Here is a 16,864-nt window from a genome sequence, read left to right on the forward strand (position 1 = left end):
CCGCAGGATGGAACCATGCCGACCCTCCTCCGGCTGCGCGCCGCCGCCCTGACCGCCACCGCCGTGCTGCTGTCCACCGTGCTGGCGGGCTGCGGTGACGACGGCACCGAGGACCAGGACCTCACGCGGCAGGAGCTGAGCTGGAAGGCCTGCCCGGCCCCGGACGAGGCCCAGGGCGAGGGCGCCGCCCCCTCGCCGCTGCCGGACGGCGACGAGTGGCAGTGCGCCACCATGAAGGCCCCCCTCGACTGGAACGACCCCAAGGGCGACACGATCGACCTGGAACTCATCCGGGCCCGGGCCAGCGGCGACAAGAGCGAACGCATCGGCTCGCTGATCTTCAACTTCGGCGGCCCCGGCGTCTCGGGCGTCAAGACCCTGCCCGGCTTCGGGGACGGCTTCGAAACCCTGCGCACCCGCTACGACCTGGTCAGCTTCGATCCGCGCGGAGTCGGCCGCAGCGACCCCGTGCTCTGCGAGAACGACCAGCAGCTCGACGCGTACTTCCAGCAGGACGCCTCGCCCGACGACACCGCCGAACGCACCGAACTGCTCGACAGCACCAAGGAATTCAACGACGCCTGCGAAAAGAACTCCGAGCAGATCCTGCCGCACGTACGCACCACCGACGCGGCCCGCGACCTGGACCTGATGCGCCAGGTCCTCGGCGACCGCGAACTGCACTACTTCGGCTTCTCCTACGGCACCGAACTCGGCGGCGTCTACGCCCACCTCTTCCCCCAGCGGGTCGGCCGTGTCGTGTTCGACGCCGTCGTCGACCCCACCCGGGACCCGGAACAGAGCTCGCTCGGGCAGGCCAAGGGCTTCCAGCTCGCGCTCGACAACTATGCCGAGGACTGTGTGTCGAAGTCCGGGGGCTGCCCCGTCGGCGACAGCGCGCAGGACGTGAAGGACCGTATCGCCACCCTGCTGAAGGACCTCGACCGCAAGCCGATCCCGGGCGTCTTCCCGCGCGAACTGACCCAGAGCGCGGCGCTCGGCGGCATCATCCAGACGCTGTACTCCCAAGAGCTGTGGCAGTACCTCACCGATGGCCTCCAGCAGGCGTACGACGGCGACGGCAGCCTCCTGATGGCGCTCTCCGACACGAACAACGGACGCAGCGAGAACGGCGAGTACGACAACTCGGCCGCCGCCTACACCGCCATCAGCTGCGCCGACGCCAAACCGCGCTACGACGCCGCCTACGTCGAGCGGAAGCTGCCGGAGTTCCGGGCCGCCTCACCGCTGTTCGGCGACGCGCTGGCGTGGGGCATGATCGGCTGCACCGACTGGGCCGTGGCGGGCGCCGCCGACCATCCGGACGTGAGCGCGCCGGGAGCGGCGCCGATCCTGGTCGTGGGCAACACCGGCGACCCCGCCACCCCGTACGAGGGCGCGCGGAAGATGGTGGACGCGCTGGGCAAGGGCGTCGGTGTCGAGCTGACGTACCGGGGGCAGGGGCACGGTGCCTACGACAGCAAGAACAAGTGCGTGCAGGGCGCGGTGAACGGCTATCTGCTGGACGGGAAGGTGCCGCCGGCGGGGACCGTCTGCACCTGAGCCTCGCCGCGATCCTGACGAAACCGCAGGTCAAGACGTTATCCACAGGTCGGAGCGGTCGACGCGGGGTTCTGCCTACCATGGCCTGACCGCCATCCGCGGCACGGTGCGGGCGGCTCTGCCAGGGGGGATGAACCCATGTCGCGTTTTCTGCGGTGCACCGCTGCGGCGGTCGCCTCGGCGCTGCTGGCCGCGGGGTGCAGCGGCGATTCGTCGGACGACCGCGGCGATGGGCTCTCCTGGAGCCGCTGCGAGGCGACCTCCGACGCGCCCGCGCCGAGCAGCGACTGGCAGTGCGCGACGCTGAAGGTGCCGCTCGACTGGTCCGAACCGGACGGCGAGACGATCGGGCTGGCACTGATCCGCGCCAAGGCCAGGGGCGACGACCGCGTCGGCTCGCTCCTGTTCAACTTCGGGGGCCCCGGCGCCTCGGGCGTGTCCATGATGCCGTCGTACGCTCCGACGGTCTCCAGGCTCCGTGAGCGCTACGACCTGGTGAGCTGGGACCCGCGCGGGGTGGGTGCCAGCGAAGGGGTGCGCTGCCGCGGCGACAAGGAGATCCAGGCGGCCGAGTCGGTGGACGTCACCCCCGACACACCGGCCGAGGAGAGGGCGTTCCTCGACGACGCCGCCGACTTCGGCGAGGGCTGCCGCAAGGACGCCGGAAAGCTGATGGCGCACGTCTCGACCGCGGACTCGGCCCGCGACATGGACCGCATCCGGGAGGTGCTCGGTGACGACAGGATGCACTACTTCGGCATCTCCTACGGCACGGAACTGGGCGGCACCTACGCCCACCTGTTCCCGGAGAAGGTGGGGCGGATGACGCTCGACGCGGTCGTCGACCCCGGCGCCGACACCGTGGGCCATGCCCAGCACCAGGCCAGGGGTTTCCAGCGCGCCCTCAACGGCTATCTCGAATCCACGGGCCAGGACCCGCGGGAGGGAACGAGGAAGATCGCGGACCTGCTGCGCCGGCTCGACTCCCGGCCCCTGCCGACGGGCGCGCCCGGGCGGAAGCTGACCCAGACGCTCGCGGTCACCGGCATCATCCTGCCGCTGTACAGCAAGGACAGCTGGCCGACGCTGACCAGCGCCCTCGACGCGGCCGAGCGGGGGGACGGCTCGGAGCTGCTGGCCCTCGCCGACCGCTACAACGAACGCGGCCCGTCGGGTCGCTACGGCACGACGACCCACGCCCAACGGGTCATATCGTGCCTGGACGACAGGCAGCGGCCGACCGCGGCCGAGACGAAGCGGCTGCTGCCTCGGTTCGCGAAGATCTCCCCGGTCTTCGGGACGTTCCTCGGCTGGGACACGGCCGGCTGGTGCCACGACTGGCCGGTGCCCGGACAGCACGAGAACCCGGAGGTGAGCGCCCCCGGCGCGGCACCGGTCCTGGTGGTCGGCAACACCGGCGACCCGGCCACCCCGTACGAGGGCGCGCGGAGGATGGCCGACGAGCTGGGCAAGGGCGTGGGTGTGATGCTCACCTGGCGAGGACAGGGACACGGCGCCTACGGCAGCGGGAGCGACTGTGTCGACTCCACTGTGGACGCCTACCTGCTGGACGGTTCGGTGCCGAAGGACGGCAAGGTCTGCTCATGACGACGGCGGGGGCTTCGGGCACCCTCGGTGCCCGAAGCCCCCGCCGCCCGGGAAGAGGAGCCGGACGCGGCTCAGTAGACCGGCTTGTCCGGCTCGATCTGGTTGACCCAGCCGATCACGCCGCCGCCGACGTGGACCGCGTCGGAGAAGCCCGCGGACTTCAGGACCGCGAGGACTTCCGCACTGCGGACACCCGTCTTGCAATGCAGGACGATCTTCTTGTCCTGCGGGAGGCTCTCCAGGGCGGAGCCCATGAGGAACTCGTTCTTCGGGATCAGGCGGGCGCCCGGGATGGAGACGATCTCGTACTCGTTCGGCTCGCGGACGTCGATGATGTCGATGCTCTCGCCGTCGTCGATCCACTCCTTGAGCTGCTTGGGAGTGATCGTGGAATCGGCGGCCGCCGCCTGGGCCTCCTCGGAGACGACGCCGCAGAAGGCCTCGTAGTCGATGAGCTCGGTGACGGTCGGGTTCTCGCCGCAGACCGCGCAGTCGGGGTCCTTGCGGACCTTGACCTGGCGGTACTGCATCTCCAGGGCGTCGTAGATCATCAGCCGGCCGACCAGCGGCTCACCGATGCCGGCGAGCAGCTTGATGGCCTCGTTGACCTGGATGGAGCCGATGGACGCGCACAGCACGCCCAGCACACCGCCCTCGGCGCAGGAGGGGACCATGCCGGGGGGCGGGGGCTCCGGGTACAGGCAGCGGTAGCAGGGGCCGTGCTCGGACCAGAAGACGGAGGCCTGGCCGTCGAAGCGGTAGATCGAGCCCCACACGTACGGCTTGTTCAGCAGCACGCAGGCGTCGTTGACCAGGTAGCGGGTCGCGAAGTTGTCCGTGCCGTCGACGATCAGGTCGTACTGGCTGAAGATGTCCATCACGTTGTCGGCCTCGAGCCGCTCCTCGTGAAGGATCACGTCCACGTACGGGTTGATGCCCTTGACGCTGTCGCGGGCGGACTCCGCCTTGGAACGGCCGATGTCGGACTGGCTGTGGATGATCTGGCGCTGCAGGTTCGACTCGTCGACCTCGTCGAATTCCACGATGCCGAGGGTGCCGACGCCCGCGGCGGCCAGGTACATCAGCGCCGGCGAGCCCAGGCCGCCGGCGCCCACACACAGCACCTTGGCGTTCTTCAGCCGCTTCTGCCCGTCCATCCCGACATCGGGGATGATCAGGTGGCGGGAGTACCTGCGGACCTCGTCTACGGTGAGCTCGGAAGCCGGCTCGACCAGGGGTGGCAGCGACACGGGGGCTCCGTTGGTCGGTCAATCACTACGGTTGTTCTCCCCGTAACACTGCCATGTGCTTTTTCATTCCGAGACACCTGTTCCGACACGCGAGACGACTTCGTCCCAGTAGCCGGGCATGGTCTCCCAGGGATCGGCGTAGCCGCCGCAGTCCGTGCGGTCCGTGACGTAGATCGTCGCCGCGCCCTGCCGGCGGGCGATGCCGAGCGCCTCCGCCAGGCGCGCACGGGGCACGCTGTGGACGAAGTGACAGAAGCGCTCGGGCGGGTGGCCGGCGGTCCACTCGGCCACCTGCGACCAGCGGTAGTCGTTCCACGGGCCGGAGAAGGTGACCAACTGGTCGGCGAGGTCCGCGTACCCCGGGTGCGGGTGGATGCCGTGGCCGAGGACGATGTGGGCACCGTCCCGGATCACGCGAAGCGTGGCGACCGTGCGGCGCACCCCGGACAGCCCGGCGTGGTCCGCCGGGCAGCGGTCCAGGAGGAAGCCGTCGGTCTGGTACCAGTCGGCGAAGCGGTGGGCGTCCGAGATCAGCTCTCCGAAGTTCCGGGTGCCGTACCGGCTGTCGAGGTGACCGAGGACGCGGACGCCCGCGTTGCGCAGGCGGCCGGCCGCTTCGAGGCACTGGGGGTCGGGCCGGGCCCCGGGACCGTCGGCCACGTTGAGGACCACCCAGTGCAGCGGGGTGCCGGGGCGGGTGAGAGCGCCCCACTCGGTGGGGGCGAGAAGGGGGTGGGCGTAGCCGGGGACGCCGACGCCGGGACGCAGTCCCGTGCCGGTGGTGCGTTGCCGTCTGCTGGTCAGATGCGGCATGCCGCCTCCATCCAGATGTCCGCGAGGGACTCCTCGAGGCCGATGCGGGGACGCCAGCCGAGCCGGTCGCGGGCGGTGCGCACGTCGGCCTGCTGCCAGCTGCCGCAGCCGTCCGGGTACGGGTACGCGACCGGGAGCGCGTGGTCCGAGTCGGGGCGGGGGTGGCCGATGGCAGGACGCAGGGCGCCGGGAGGGCCGTCGAGTTCGTGGAGGGCGCCGCCGTATCCGGCGACGCGGGCGAGGACGGCGGCGGCGTCGCGCAGGCGCACGGCGCGGCCGGAGCCGATGTTGATGACGCCCTGCGCGGCGGAGAGCGAGGCGGCGTGGACGGCGCGGGCCACGTCCCGGACGTCGACGAAGTCGCGCTGGGCGCCGAGACCGCCCAGTTTCAGCTCGCCGTCGCCGGACTGCATGGCACGGCGCATGGCCTCGGCGAGGCGGCCCAGCGGGGAGCCGGCCGGGGTGCCGGGCCCGGCCGGTGAGAAGACGCGCAGGACGACGGCGTCCAGGCCGGAGCCGAGGACCAGTTCGGTGGCGGCGAGCTTGCTGACGCCGTACGGACCGCCGGGCCTTGGTACGGCGTCCTCCGCCGTGGAGGATCCGGGCTGGCTGGGGCCGTACTCCGCGCTGCATCCGATCTGCACCAGCCGGGCGCCGCAGCCGCTGCGGCGCAGCGCCTCGCAGACGGTGGCCACGGCGACGGTGTTGTGGCGGGTGAGCTCACGGGCGCCGCCGCGGGTGGTGCCCGCGCAGTTGACGACGACACCCGGGTGGACGGCGTCCAGGAAGCGGGTGAGAGCGCCGGGGCTGCCGGACGCGAGGTCGAAGCGGACGTCGGCGTCGTCGCCGCGGCCGAGGGCGGTGAGCTGCACGGCCGGGTCGGCGAGCAGGCGGTCGGCCACGAAACGGCCGATGTAGCCGTTGGCTCCGATCAGCAGCACTCTCATCGTGCGGCTCCCTGAGTGGCCTGGGTCCCGGGAGGGATGGTCATGTCGGTTCTCCTTGAGGTGGGTGGACCGGGGTGGACAGGGCGGTGCGGGTGCTTCCGGCGGGTGGTGCCGGTCCCGTGGCTGTGGAACCGCTCGGGGGCCGGCGCCGGCGGCCGGGCGGCGGGTGTGGCCGGTCCCGGCTCCCGGTCCCGGTCATCGGGTGTGGTCCTGGGGTGCGTGGGCCGAGGCGCTGGTCAGCTTGCGGGCCGCATGGACCAGAAGGGCCAGCGCGGCCGCTCCGCAGACGAGCGCGGGGACGCTGCCGGCGCCCCAGGTGGTGACGAGGGTTTCGACGGGAGTGGCCAGGAAGCCGCAGCCGGGGAGGCGGGAGGCGAAGACCGTGGCGAGGGCGGCGGCCTGGACGGTGGCCGTCGCGGTGAGGACCACAGCGGGGGCGTAGGTGAAGCCGTGGGTGGTGAGGAGGCGGGCCAGGAAGAGGAGGGCGCCGAGGGTGAGCGCCTCGGCGGGGGCCGCGGGCTCGCCGAGGGCTTCGGTGCTGAGGATGAGCAGGGCCGCCAGGGCGCTCATGAACAGAGCGACGGCGCCGAGCAGGAGCGGGCGTACGGCGGCGCCGAAGTCCTCGAGGCCGCGGCTTGTCCCCAGCATGCGGCGGGCGCGCACGGTGAAGAGGTGGGCGATCCAGGCGGCGGGCGCGCAGGCCAGGGTCAGGGCCAGGAGGGGGGTGGCGGTGAGCGGCCAGGAGCCGTCGGCCGTGCCGGTGGGCAGGCCGTCGGGACCCCCGGTGACGGCGCTGTCGAGCAGGCCGTCGCCCAGGAGGGAGTAGGTGACGAGCCAGCAGATCCACAGGGTGGTCCGGCGTGGGGTGACGCGGTCGGCGGCGCTCAGGGGCCCCCGGCGCACGGCGCCGCGGAGGGCCAGGGCCACGGCGAGCGCGCCCGCTGCCGCCGCGCACAGGCGTGCCCGGCCCTGGGTGAGGTGCAGGGCGGTCACGGCGGCGGCGCACAGCGTGCCGGGCAGGAGCGTGAGGAGGGCCCAGTCGACCCGGGGTCGTGGGGCGGCGGGTGTGGCGGGCAAAGGCGCGTCCCCGTCCCGGGAGACCCGCGCGTACATCTCCTCCGCCAGGGAGAAGACATCCCGGTGACGGAAGCGGGCGGCGGTCCGGTCGGTGATGCCGTGCGCCTCCAGGCCCGCCGCGATCTCGAGCGGGTCGACCGCGCGTTCACAGAGCTCGCGGTGACGGTGGATCAGCGCCTTGACCGGGTCGGCGGCACCACGCCGCGGAGCGGAGGGCCTGCGGTCGGTGGCCGTCGCCTCGGTGCCCGGCTCGCGGTCGACGGTCGTCTCCGCCGCAGGGGAGACCGTGGCCGCGGGGCCCGGCGAACCCGAGTCGTTCATCGTGCTGCCTCCTGGGCGGTGACGGAACCGGTGGCCCGCACGGGACTGCTCGCCGCCCAGCCGGTGCTGCCGACGGCGGGCCGGGGTGTCCGGGCGGCGGCCCAGCGGACCGGGACGTGGGCCTCGGCGGGGACCGCGAAGGGCAGTGGCTCCCCGGCCTGGTCGAGGACCGCACGGCGGACCGGCGTGTGCGAGACGATCTCCAGGTAAATGCCGTGAAATGCCTCGATGTTCTGCTCGATGGTGAACAGTTCGAGGGCGCGAGCGCGGGCGGCGGCACCGAGGCGCGCACGACGCTCGGGATCACGCAGCAACGCCACGCACGCCTCGGCGAGCGCCCGCGGGTTGCGCGCCGGTACGACGAGCCCCGTGCCGCCGATGACCTCCACGACCGCGCCGACGTCGGTCGACACCGTCGCGCGTCCGCAGAGCATGGCCTCGGCCAGGCCGATCGGGAAGCCCTCGACGACGCTGGACAGGACGGTCACCGCGCCCGCGGCGTAGGCATCGGCGCGGCCGGGGAGTTCCGGTCCGCCGGTCTCCTCGAACGACACCGGGTTGTCGCCGGTGGCGTGCGGGCCGTCGGCCTCGTCGGGGAAGAGCTGGGCGGCCAGTGTCCGGCAGTGCTCGAGGTAGGCCGCGCCGCCTGGGTCGGCGGGGGCTCCGACGATGCGCAGACGGGTCCTCGGCTCCCGTCTGCGGATCTCGGCGAAGGCGTGCAGCAGTGAGACCAGGTCCTTGGCCGGTTCGACGCGCCCGACCCAGACGAGCGTGTCCGGGTCGGCGCACTCCGGGGACTCGCCCACCCACGCGAAGGGACGGGCGTCCATTCCGGGGTAGACGGTGCGGAGCTTGTCGCGGTCGGCGCCGCAGCGTTCCTGCCAGCGGCGGGCGTGCGCGTTGCCGGCCGTGACGACGGCGGCCCGTGCGTAGACCTCGGCCGCGAGCCTGCTCTGGAAGGCCGCCAGCAGGAACCGTACGGCGGGCGGGGCGTCCGGGGTGGTGAGGTAGTGCGTCCGCAGGCGCACCCCGTACTCGGTCACCAGCAGCGGCACACCGGTGAAATGGCGGGCCAGCAGGCCGGGCAGGGCGGTCGTGCCGCCGGAGGCGGTGTGGCAGAGGTCCACCGCGCCGAGTCCGTCGTCCTCGTACCAGTCGAGCGAGAGGGGGCGCAGGGCGCGATCCAGGTGCGCGGCCACGGCCAGCAGATCCGGTACGCGTGCCTCGCGCGCCTCGCGGTGGGCGCCGGGCGCACGACAGGCGCGCTCCAGCGTGCGTACGGCGGCCTCGGAGCGGAGGGCTCCTGCCAGGCCGCCCTGCTCCCGGGCGAGTTCGGCGAGCCCGTACAGAGCGTTGCCGAAACGGTCCGTCTCAGGGGTCGACGCAGCCTCGGAAGCCCCGCACAGTACGGCCGCCAGTTCGCCGAAGCACTCGGTGAACCGCCGGCGGGCGCGGCGGCCGAGAACCGGTCCGTCCTCCGAGGACATCCACAGCGGTGCGGTGCGCACCCTGCGCACCTGCGGTGGCAGCGGGACCCAGCCCTCGTCCTCCTGCTGTTCGCTGCGGCTGAGCGCGTAGACGTCGAACTCGTGCTGGGCGAGCCCGCGCACCAGCCGGTCGCACCAGAGCACGGCGTCACCGCTCACGTACGGATAGCCACCCTCCGTAAGCAGTCCGATGCGCACGAGTGCACCCCCGATCTCCCGTATGGGGAGCCGCCGTTGTCCCGGCGGCTCGCAGCGGGAAGAACGTATGCGGACAAGGCGGTGGTACGACGGACGGTTGTCCGTCGCACCACCAAAAGGGGTGAACGGTCGTAACTTTCCTGTGCGGGTCGCGTTCTGTCGCGCTAGGAAATCAGGTCGCGACCTCCCGCCCCGTCATCTCCCCGGATACGGCCAGGGGTTGGGCAGACAGTGAATGCCGTCGTGGTCGAGGAACTTGGTCTGCTGCTGCATGACGGGGGCGAGGCCGCCGTCCTTGTCGCAGGTGACGTGGCCGTAGCCGAGGCGGTGGCCGACCTCGTGATTGATCAGCATCTGCCGGTAGGCGTGGATCTTGTCGCCGTACGTCCGTGAGCCCTGCGCCCACCGGTAGGCGTTGATCATCACGCGCTCGGTGGCGGCCGAGTCGCAGGAGACGTTGTCCACGGTGGTGTCCAGGCCGGACTTGGCGCACCAGTCGGCGGTCGTGCCGGGACTGGCCAGAGTGATCACGAAGTCGGGCCGGCCGGAGTAGACGCGCTCGAAGGTACGCGCGCCGTTGTGGGCCCAGCTGCGCTGGTCGTTGAGCGTCTTCTGCACGGCCTCGGCGAAGAGTTCGGCGTCGAGCCCGAGCCCCTGCTCCACGTCCACACGGTAGGTGAACTTCTGTCCGGGACCCGGCGCCTCGGCGATGCCGGGGACGGCGTCGAACTTCCCCGAGCCCTTGAGCGTGGCACCGAGCGGGTACGTCCGGCCCATCTTCTCGCCGTACGTCAGCAGCTTCGTGTCCGGGTCGGGGGCGAGCGCGCGGCCGTCCGCGCGGGACGCGGAGTCGCGGACGTCGCGGGACCGGTCGGAAGCGGACTGCGACGGCGTGTCCGCGCCACCCTGGCCGTCGGCGACCTGACCGGCGACGACCACGGCCAGCACGGTGGTGACCGCGGCGGCGGCGATGCCGGTGAAGGTGCGGCCCTTGGTGCCGTTGGTGCCCTTGGCGCCCTTCCCCGTCGCCGGCGGGCCGGTCGGCTCCGCGTGGTCCTCGTCCACGCCGTCGGAGCGGAGTCCGGCCGCCGGGCCGTCGCTCCAGTCCGCGACGGAGACGTAGGCGTCCGCGGCGTCCGCGGAGGCGGGCGTACCGGGCGCGAAGACGTCGCCCTCGCCGAAGACGTCGAGGTATTCCTGCCGGGGCCCGGGCGCCCGCCGCTGCCGCGGCAGGGCCGCGCCACCGCTGCCCCTCAACTCACCCCAGCCACCCCCGGCTTCCCGCTGCTCGGGGTGGCCTCCACGGGCTTGCGGGAAGCCGTGCGGAGGGGTGTTGGCGGAGGGACGGGGCACCCCGCGCGCGGGCGTGCCCTCGGGCAGGCGGGGGGCACCGTGCGCCGGCGTCCCGTCCGGAAACCGTCCGCCGGGCGGACGCGGCGCGCCGCGCGGGGGCGTCACCTCCGGTGGAGCGGGCCGCGGTCCCGGCGTGCGGTGCTGGGCGCCATCCGGCGGCGGCCAGCCGGTCCGCCCGGTGCGCGGCAGTCCGGCGCGGCCTCCCCGGCTCGCGTCCGGCGCCTGGCCGGGCCCCTGTGCCGGCCCGGCCCGGCCGTCCCCTCCTGCGGTTGTGTCCGCGGCGTCGCCCTTGGCGACGGGCCCGCGGCGGCTGTGGCGTCCCACGTCGCGCCTCAGCCCCCCATGCTCTCGTCCGTGCGTTCTTCCTCGACGGCCTCTTCACCGGCATCCGCCCGGCCCGGGCCCGGCTCGGCCGTGGCACCCCGAGCCCGCTGTGCCCGCCGCGTGCCCAAGTCTCCCGCACCACCCAGGTGTTCGCGAAACGCCCTGGCCACGGTCTCCGGGTACTCCATCATGGCCACGTGCCCCGCGTCCGGCAACGTCACCAGACGTGAGTCACGGAAGGCCCGGGCCGCCTTCTGCGCCATGCGGAAGCCGACGAGCTGGTCGCGGCCGCCGTAGATGAGAAGCGTCGGGGCGAGGACCCGTTCGGCCTGGCGCCACAGCCCATGCTGGCCGCCCAGCGTGTACGCGTTGACTATCCCGCGCGCGGAGCGCGCCATCGCGTCCCAGAAGTACGGCAGCCGCAGCCGCCGCTCCATCTCCTGCACGGCGTTGCGGAAACCTTCCGGCGTGACCCGCTCCGGATCCCCGTAACAGAGCGCCATCACACCACGGACCCGCTGCTCCGCCGTCCACGCCCGGGTGAGCCGGGTGAACAGCGGGGCGACGCCGGGAACGGCGAGCAGCCCCGTCGGCACGGCGGAACGCTGCACACGGATCTCGGGCAGGGCGGGCGACACGAGCGTGAGCGTACGGACGAGGTCGGGCCGCACCGCGGCGACACGAGTGGTGACGGCGCCACCGAGCGAGTTGCCGAACAGATGCACGGGACCGCGTCCGGAGGCGTCGAGGTAGCGGATGACCGCGCGCGCGTGCGCCGTGACGGAGTAGTTGCCGTCGTCCGGCGGCGGGGAGTCCCCGAAGCCCGGCAGGTCGAGGGCCTCGCTGTCGACGACGTCGTCCAGCAGCGGCATCAGCGCCGACCAGTTCTGCGACGAACCCCCGAGCCCGTGCACGTAGAGCGCGGAGGGCAGCCCCTCGCGGGCCGGGCGCCTCGACCGCACCTTCAGCGTGACACCGGGAAGCTCGACCGACCTGAGCCGCTCGCCGTCGGCGACCCTCACTCCCCCCACCTTCGGCAGCACGTTGGCGGGCGGCACGAAGGGCAGTTCGGTCGAGGACATGCGGCAATGTTACGAGACGATCACGTGGTGGTTCATGTGTTCGCCATCACAGGAATCGGCCACTTGAGACGCGAGGGATGGGCACACGAGAAGCAGTCGACGGGATGCGGTCGAAGGGACGCGCACCGCGTCACATCCCGGACGCGGATCGCATAGCGTCCGGATCGGGTGTCTCCTAGGCTCGTACCCAGGGCACCCGCGTGTGGCCCCTGCATCCCCAGGGACGTTCGTAGGAAGGGAGCCCAGCATGGCCGTAGACCCCACCGACCCCGAGACGTTCGAGGCCGAGGACGCACCGGAAACGCCGGAGTACGACGTCGAGGCCCCCGAGGTCGACGCGGCCGAGCAGCACGCGGACATCACGCCGGACCGCGACGATCCGCTGACCGCCGTCGACCCGGGCCGCGCCAACGAGGCCGACCTGGCGGAACAGGCCCGGATCGTCTCGCTCGACGAGGACGACTACCGGTGACGCACGCCGCCCGAGGGCGACGCGAGACATCACCGAGCAGGAAAGGAGCCGCATTTTGCCCGCTCTGCCCCTGTTTGAAACCTTCTCAACCACTTTCGTAACCGTCCGGTCCGTGAAATTCTGCGCTCTCACCGCGCGCACCACGGTTACCGAAAAGTACGATGGCGACGCGGCCAGATCCGCATGTGGACGACTATGGGAGGCGGCGTGACAGCCATCGAGCAGACAGAGGCGGTTCGCCCGCGGGGCACACGCCTGCCGCGCCGTGCCCGACGGAACCAGCTCCTGGGCGCCGCCCAGGAGGTCTTCGTGGCCCAGGGCTACCACGCGGCCGCGATGGACGACATCGCCGAGCGCGCCGGCGTCAGCAAGCCCGTGCTCTACCAGCACTTCCCGGGCAAGCTCGACCTCTATCTCGCGCTGCTGGACCAGCACTGCGAGTCGCTCATCCAGGCCGTGCGGAACGCGCTGGCGTCGACGAGCGACAACAAGCAACGCGTGCGGGCCACCATGGACGCCTACTTCGCGTACGTCGAGGACGACGGTGGCGCCTTCCGCCTCGTCTTCGAGTCGGACCTGACGAACGAGCCCGCCGTGCGCGAGCGCGTCGACAAGGTCACCAACGAGTGCGCGGAGGCGATCTGCGACGTCATCGCCGAGGACACCGGCCTGTCGCGCGCGGAGTCGATGCTGCTCGCCTCGGGCCTGGGCGGCCTCGCCCAGGTGGTGGCGCGGTCCTGGCTGCACAGCGACCGCAGCGTGCCGCGCGACCAGGCCGTGCAGCTGCTCGCCTCGCTGGCGTGGCGCGGCATCGCGGGCTTCCCGCTGCACGGATCCGACCAGCAGCACCACTGAGGGCTGCTTTGTTCCCGCCCGATGTTCGCTCGTGGCGTTCTCGGGCGGAGCATGCGGATCCCCTCACCGGGCTAATGTGTGCTGCGTACGGCGCGGAAGGTCGCGCACATCACTGACCGTCGGAGGGACATAGCCGTGGAGGTCAAGATCGGCGTGCAGCACGCGCCCCGCGAGATCGTTCTGGAGAGCGGTCAGAGCCCCGAGGAGGTCGAGCGCGTGGTGGCCGAGGCACTGGCCGGGAAGTCACAGCTGCTCAGCCTCGTGGACGAGCACGGCCGCAAGGTCCTGGTCCCGGCCGACCGTCTCGCCTACGTCGAGATCGGCGAGCCGGCCCCGCGCAAGGTGGGCTTCGGCGCGCTGTAGGCGCACGCGCGAACGGGGCGGGACGGCTGCCGGCCGTCCCGCCCCGTTCGCGTTCCCGCGCCCCCGTTCGCGTTGCCCCCGCCTCGTTCGTGCTCTCCCCGCCGGCGCGGCAGGCGGGCTCCTCCACGGGCCGCGCACACCTCACTCACAGGGGTGGGTTGGAATCCGCAGGTCAGGGGTAAGACGGGCTACGACCGATCTGACCAGCCGGCCATGTGGGAGGGACCCCGACATGCTCCTGGAAGCGCTGAGCTCCGCGATCCTCGGCCTGGCTCTGGCATGGGCGGCCACGCACCGCTTGGCGCACCGTCTCCCGGCCCGCCCCCTGGTCCTGTCGACCGGCGTCGCCGGCGCCCTCTTCGGGGCGTTCGTGATGCACAGCGCTCTGGAGGCCGGCCACCTGCTGGTGGTCCTGCTCGGCGCGGTGATCGTCTCGGTGGCCTCGCTGTCCCTGCTGCTGCGCCCCGCGGGGCGCATGCGCCGACGATCAGCGACGGCGTAGCCACAGCCGTCAGGCGCGCGGTACTCGCGCGCCCAGCCGACGAGCGCCGCTAAGCGGCCAGGCCCAGCGCGGCCATCCGCTTGGTGTGGGCCTCGGTGATCCGGGAGAACATCCTGCCGACCTCGGCCAGGTCGAAGCCGTCCGCGACGCCGCCCACCAGCATGGTCGACAGCGCGTCCCGGTCGGCGACCACCCGCTGGGACTGCGACAGGGCCTCGCCCATCAGCCGCCGAGCCCACAGCGCCAGCCGCCCGCCCACCCGCGGGTCGGCGTCGATCGCGGCACGCACCTTCTCCACGGCGAAGCCGCCGTGCCCGGTGTCGTCGAGCACCGCCAGCACCAGATCACGGCTGTCGGAGTCCAGCCGCGCGGCCACCTCGCGGTAGAAGTCGCTGGCGATCGAGTCTCCGACGTACGCCTTGACGAGCCCTTCGAGCCAGTCCGACGGGGCTGTCTGCTTGTGGAAGCCGTCGTACGCCGCGACGAACGGCTCCATCGCCCTCGTGGGCTCCTCACCGATCTCCGCGAGCCGGTCGCGCAGCCTCTCGAAGTGGTGGAACTCGGCCGACGCCATCTTCGCCAGCTCCGCCTTGTCCTCCAGCGTCGGCGCCAGCTTGGCGTCCTCCGCGAGCCGCTCGAACGCCGCGAGTTCGCCGTACGCGAGCGCGCCGAGCAGGTCCACGACCGCGGCGCGGTACTGCGGGTCGGCGGAGGCCGACGCCCAGTCCCGGGCGGCGACTCCGGTGGGTTCGGCGGGGGCGGTTTCCGAGGCGTTCCCAGGCTTGTCAGAGCTCGTCATGAAGCGCACAATAGCTCGCCCGCCGGGAGGCGTAAGGCCCTGGTCGATCACTGTGACGACGACTACGTGACCAAATCGGCCATCGCGTATGCGGGATTCCGGGGTATGGTGGTAATGCGCCTGCTGGTACGTCCACGTACCTCGACAGGCCGCACGTATGAGGATGCCCGGTCGGTGGCCCGATCGGCTCCGACCCGACAGCCCTCACCGGCCGTGCGGCACTGCACGTACGAGACCCGGAGGGGGACACCCTCAGCGGTACGAGCGCTAGAGCGTAGGCGCGGTCCCGTGCTCTTCGGCCCGCCCGTAGGCAGCCGACGTCCCCGGCACGGTCCGGCAAGACCCCCGCGCTCGCCTCGCGCCGCCCACACAGAAGAGGCAGCACCCTGACTACGACGTTCCGAGAGCTCGGGATCCTCCCCGAGACGGCCGAGGCCCTGGAGGCCGTCGGCATCATCACCCCCTTCCCCATCCAGGAGATGACGCTCCCCGTGGCCCTGTCGGGCACGGACGTCATCGGCCAGGCCAAGACCGGCACCGGCAAGACGCTGGGCTTCGGCCTCCCGCTCCTCGAGCGCGTCACCGTCCCCGCCGACGTCGAGGCCGGGCGCGCCAAGCCCGAGGCCCTCACCGAGGCCCCGCAGGCGCTCGTCGTCGTCCCCACGCGTGAGCTGTGCACGCAGGTCACCAACGACCTGCTGACCGCGGGCAAGGTGCGCAACGTACGCGTCCTCGCCATCTACGGCGGCCGGGCCTACGAGCCCCAGGTCGAGGCCCTCAAGAAGGGCGTCGACGTGGTCGTCGGCACCCCGGGCCGGCTGCTCGACCTCGCCGGGCAGAAGAAGCTGAACCTGGCGCACGTCAAGTGCCTGGTCCTCGACGAGGCCGACGAGATGCTCGATCTGGGCTTCCTGCCCGACGTCGAGAAGATCATCAACATGCTGCCGGTCCGGCGCCAGACCATGCTGTTCTCGGCCACCATGCCGGGCGCGGTCATCGGCCTGGCCCGTCGCTACATGTCGCAGCCCACGCACATCCGTGCCACGGCCCCTGACGACGCGGGCGCGACGGTCGCGAACACCAAGCAGTTCATCTACCGCGCGCACAACATGGACAAGCCGGAGATGGTCGCGCGCATCCTCCAGGCCGAGGGCCGCGGGCTGGCCATGGTCTTCTGCCGCACCAAGCGCACGGCGGCCGACCTCGCCGACCAGCTCAAGCAGCGCGGCTTCGCCTCCGGCGCGGTCCACGGCGACCTCGGCCAGGGAGCCCGCGAGCAGGCGCTGCGCGCCTTCCGCAACGGCAAGGTGGACGTACTCGTCTGCACCGACGTCGCCGCCCGCGGCATCGACGTCGAGGGCGTCACGCATGTCATCAACTACCAGTCTCCGGAAGAGGAGAAGACGTACCTGCACCGCATCGGCCGTACGGGCCGCGCGGGCGCGAAGGGTACGGCGATCACGCTGGTCGACTGGGACGACATCCCGCGCTGGCAGCTGATCAACAAGGCGCTGGAGCTGGAGTTCAACGACCCACCGGAGACGTACTCCACGTCCCCGCACCTGTACTCCGACCTCGGTATCCCCGAGGGAACGAAGGGTGTCCTGCCGCGCTCGGAGCGCACCCGTGCCGGTCTGGACGCTGAGGAGCTGGAGGACCTGGGTGAGCCGGGCGGCCGGGGGCCGCGCGGGCGCGGAGGCCGGGGTCGTGGTGACCGGGACGAGTCCCGGTCGGCCGACCGGGAGCGCCCGTCGCGCACCCCGCGCCGCCGTCGCCGTACGCGCGGCGGGGCGCTGTCGGACGGGGCGCCGGACGCCGCCGCCCCCACCTCGCCGGAGAGCACGGCCAGA

15 protein-coding genes are annotated in these 16,864 nt (G+C 72.3%); 7 read left to right on the forward strand and 8 right to left on the reverse strand.

The features are described from left to right. The first annotated feature begins 15 nt into the window (after positions 1-15). Complete coding sequence (locus IE212_RS33610; protein WP_190201786.1) at positions 16-1,563, forward strand: alpha/beta hydrolase; 1,548 nt, start codon at positions 16-18, stop codon at positions 1,561-1,563. A gap of 138 nt (positions 1,564-1,701) precedes the next feature. Beyond that, positions 1,702-3,171: an alpha/beta hydrolase gene (locus tag IE212_RS33615; protein WP_190201787.1), complete on the forward strand. Its 1,470-nt coding sequence runs from the start codon at positions 1,702-1,704 to the stop codon at positions 3,169-3,171. Positions 3,172-3,242: 71 nt separating this feature from the next. On the opposite strand, the gene moeZ is transcribed toward IE212_RS33615, so the two are convergent. The 7 genes from moeZ to IE212_RS33650 all read right to left on the reverse strand — a co-directional run bounded on the left by moeZ (position 3,243) and on the right by IE212_RS33650 (position 12,023). Next, positions 3,243-4,421: an adenylyltransferase/sulfurtransferase MoeZ gene (gene moeZ, locus IE212_RS33620; protein WP_190201788.1), complete on the reverse strand. Its 1,179-nt coding sequence runs from the start codon at positions 4,419-4,421 to the stop codon at positions 3,243-3,245. Between the two features lie 63 nt (positions 4,422-4,484). Further along, positions 4,485-5,234, reverse strand: coding sequence for a spherulation-specific family 4 protein (locus IE212_RS33625; RefSeq protein ID WP_190201789.1), 750 nt, complete (start codon positions 5,232-5,234; stop codon positions 4,485-4,487). Then, complete coding sequence (locus IE212_RS33630) at positions 5,222-6,181, reverse strand: NAD-dependent epimerase/dehydratase family protein (protein WP_190201790.1); 960 nt, start codon at positions 6,179-6,181, stop codon at positions 5,222-5,224. Before IE212_RS33630 ends, IE212_RS33625 begins: the two co-directional genes overlap by 13 nt. 195 nt (positions 6,182-6,376) lie before the next feature. Then, positions 6,377-7,579, reverse strand: coding sequence for a hypothetical protein (locus tag IE212_RS33635; RefSeq protein ID WP_229864697.1), 1,203 nt, complete (start codon positions 7,577-7,579; stop codon positions 6,377-6,379). Continuing rightward, the gene (locus tag IE212_RS33640) at positions 7,576-9,264 is read right to left on the reverse strand and encodes a DUF3492 domain-containing protein (protein ID WP_190201791.1); all 1,689 of its coding nucleotides are present in this window, start codon (positions 9,262-9,264) and stop codon (positions 7,576-7,578) included. Before IE212_RS33640 ends, IE212_RS33635 begins: the two co-directional genes overlap by 4 nt. A gap of 195 nt (positions 9,265-9,459) precedes the next feature. Further along, positions 9,460-10,941 (reverse strand): DUF3152 domain-containing protein, encoded by a 1,482-nt coding sequence (locus IE212_RS33645; protein WP_190201792.1) that lies wholly within the window; start codon positions 10,939-10,941, stop codon positions 9,460-9,462. An 8-nt stretch (positions 10,942-10,949) separates the two neighbouring features. Next, positions 10,950-12,023: an alpha/beta fold hydrolase gene (locus IE212_RS33650; protein ID WP_190201793.1), complete on the reverse strand. Its 1,074-nt coding sequence runs from the start codon at positions 12,021-12,023 to the stop codon at positions 10,950-10,952. A 247-nt stretch (positions 12,024-12,270) separates the two neighbouring features. Here IE212_RS33650 and IE212_RS33655 point away from each other — a divergent pair, with 247 nt between their 5' ends. The 4 genes from IE212_RS33655 (at position 12,271) to IE212_RS33670 (ending at position 14,215) form a co-directional block, all read left to right on the forward strand. Further along, positions 12,271-12,495 carry an Rv3202a family protein gene (locus IE212_RS33655; RefSeq protein ID WP_190201794.1) on the forward strand — a complete coding sequence of 75 codons (225 nt, stop codon included), beginning with the start codon at positions 12,271-12,273 and terminating at the stop codon, positions 12,493-12,495. 207 nt (positions 12,496-12,702) lie between these two features. Next, positions 12,703-13,350, forward strand: a complete 648-nt coding sequence (locus IE212_RS33660; RefSeq protein ID WP_190201795.1) for a TetR/AcrR family transcriptional regulator — start codon at positions 12,703-12,705, stop codon at positions 13,348-13,350. A 135-nt stretch (positions 13,351-13,485) separates the two neighbouring features. Then, entirely contained in the window at positions 13,486-13,713 is a 228-nt protein-coding gene (locus tag IE212_RS33665) for a DUF3107 domain-containing protein (RefSeq protein ID WP_030232462.1), read from the forward strand. Between the two features lie 232 nt (positions 13,714-13,945). Then, entirely contained in the window at positions 13,946-14,215 is a 270-nt protein-coding gene (locus tag IE212_RS33670; protein ID WP_190201796.1) for a hypothetical protein, read from the forward strand. Positions 14,216-14,264: 49 nt separating this feature from the next. Here the strand turns inward: IE212_RS33670 and IE212_RS33675 are convergent, their stop codons facing one another. Then, positions 14,265-15,014, reverse strand: a complete 750-nt coding sequence (locus IE212_RS33675) for a ferritin-like fold-containing protein (RefSeq protein WP_190201797.1) — start codon at positions 15,012-15,014, stop codon at positions 14,265-14,267. A gap of 479 nt (positions 15,015-15,493) precedes the next feature. Here IE212_RS33675 and IE212_RS33680 point away from each other — a divergent pair. Continuing rightward, on the forward strand, positions 15,494-16,864 hold a 1,371-nt coding region (locus IE212_RS33680), incomplete at its 3' end, for a DEAD/DEAH box helicase (RefSeq protein WP_229864698.1).

This window comes from Streptomyces djakartensis, from assembly GCF_014651075.1.
GTDB classification, from domain to species: domain Bacteria; phylum Actinomycetota; class Actinomycetes; order Streptomycetales; family Streptomycetaceae; genus Streptomyces; species Streptomyces djakartensis.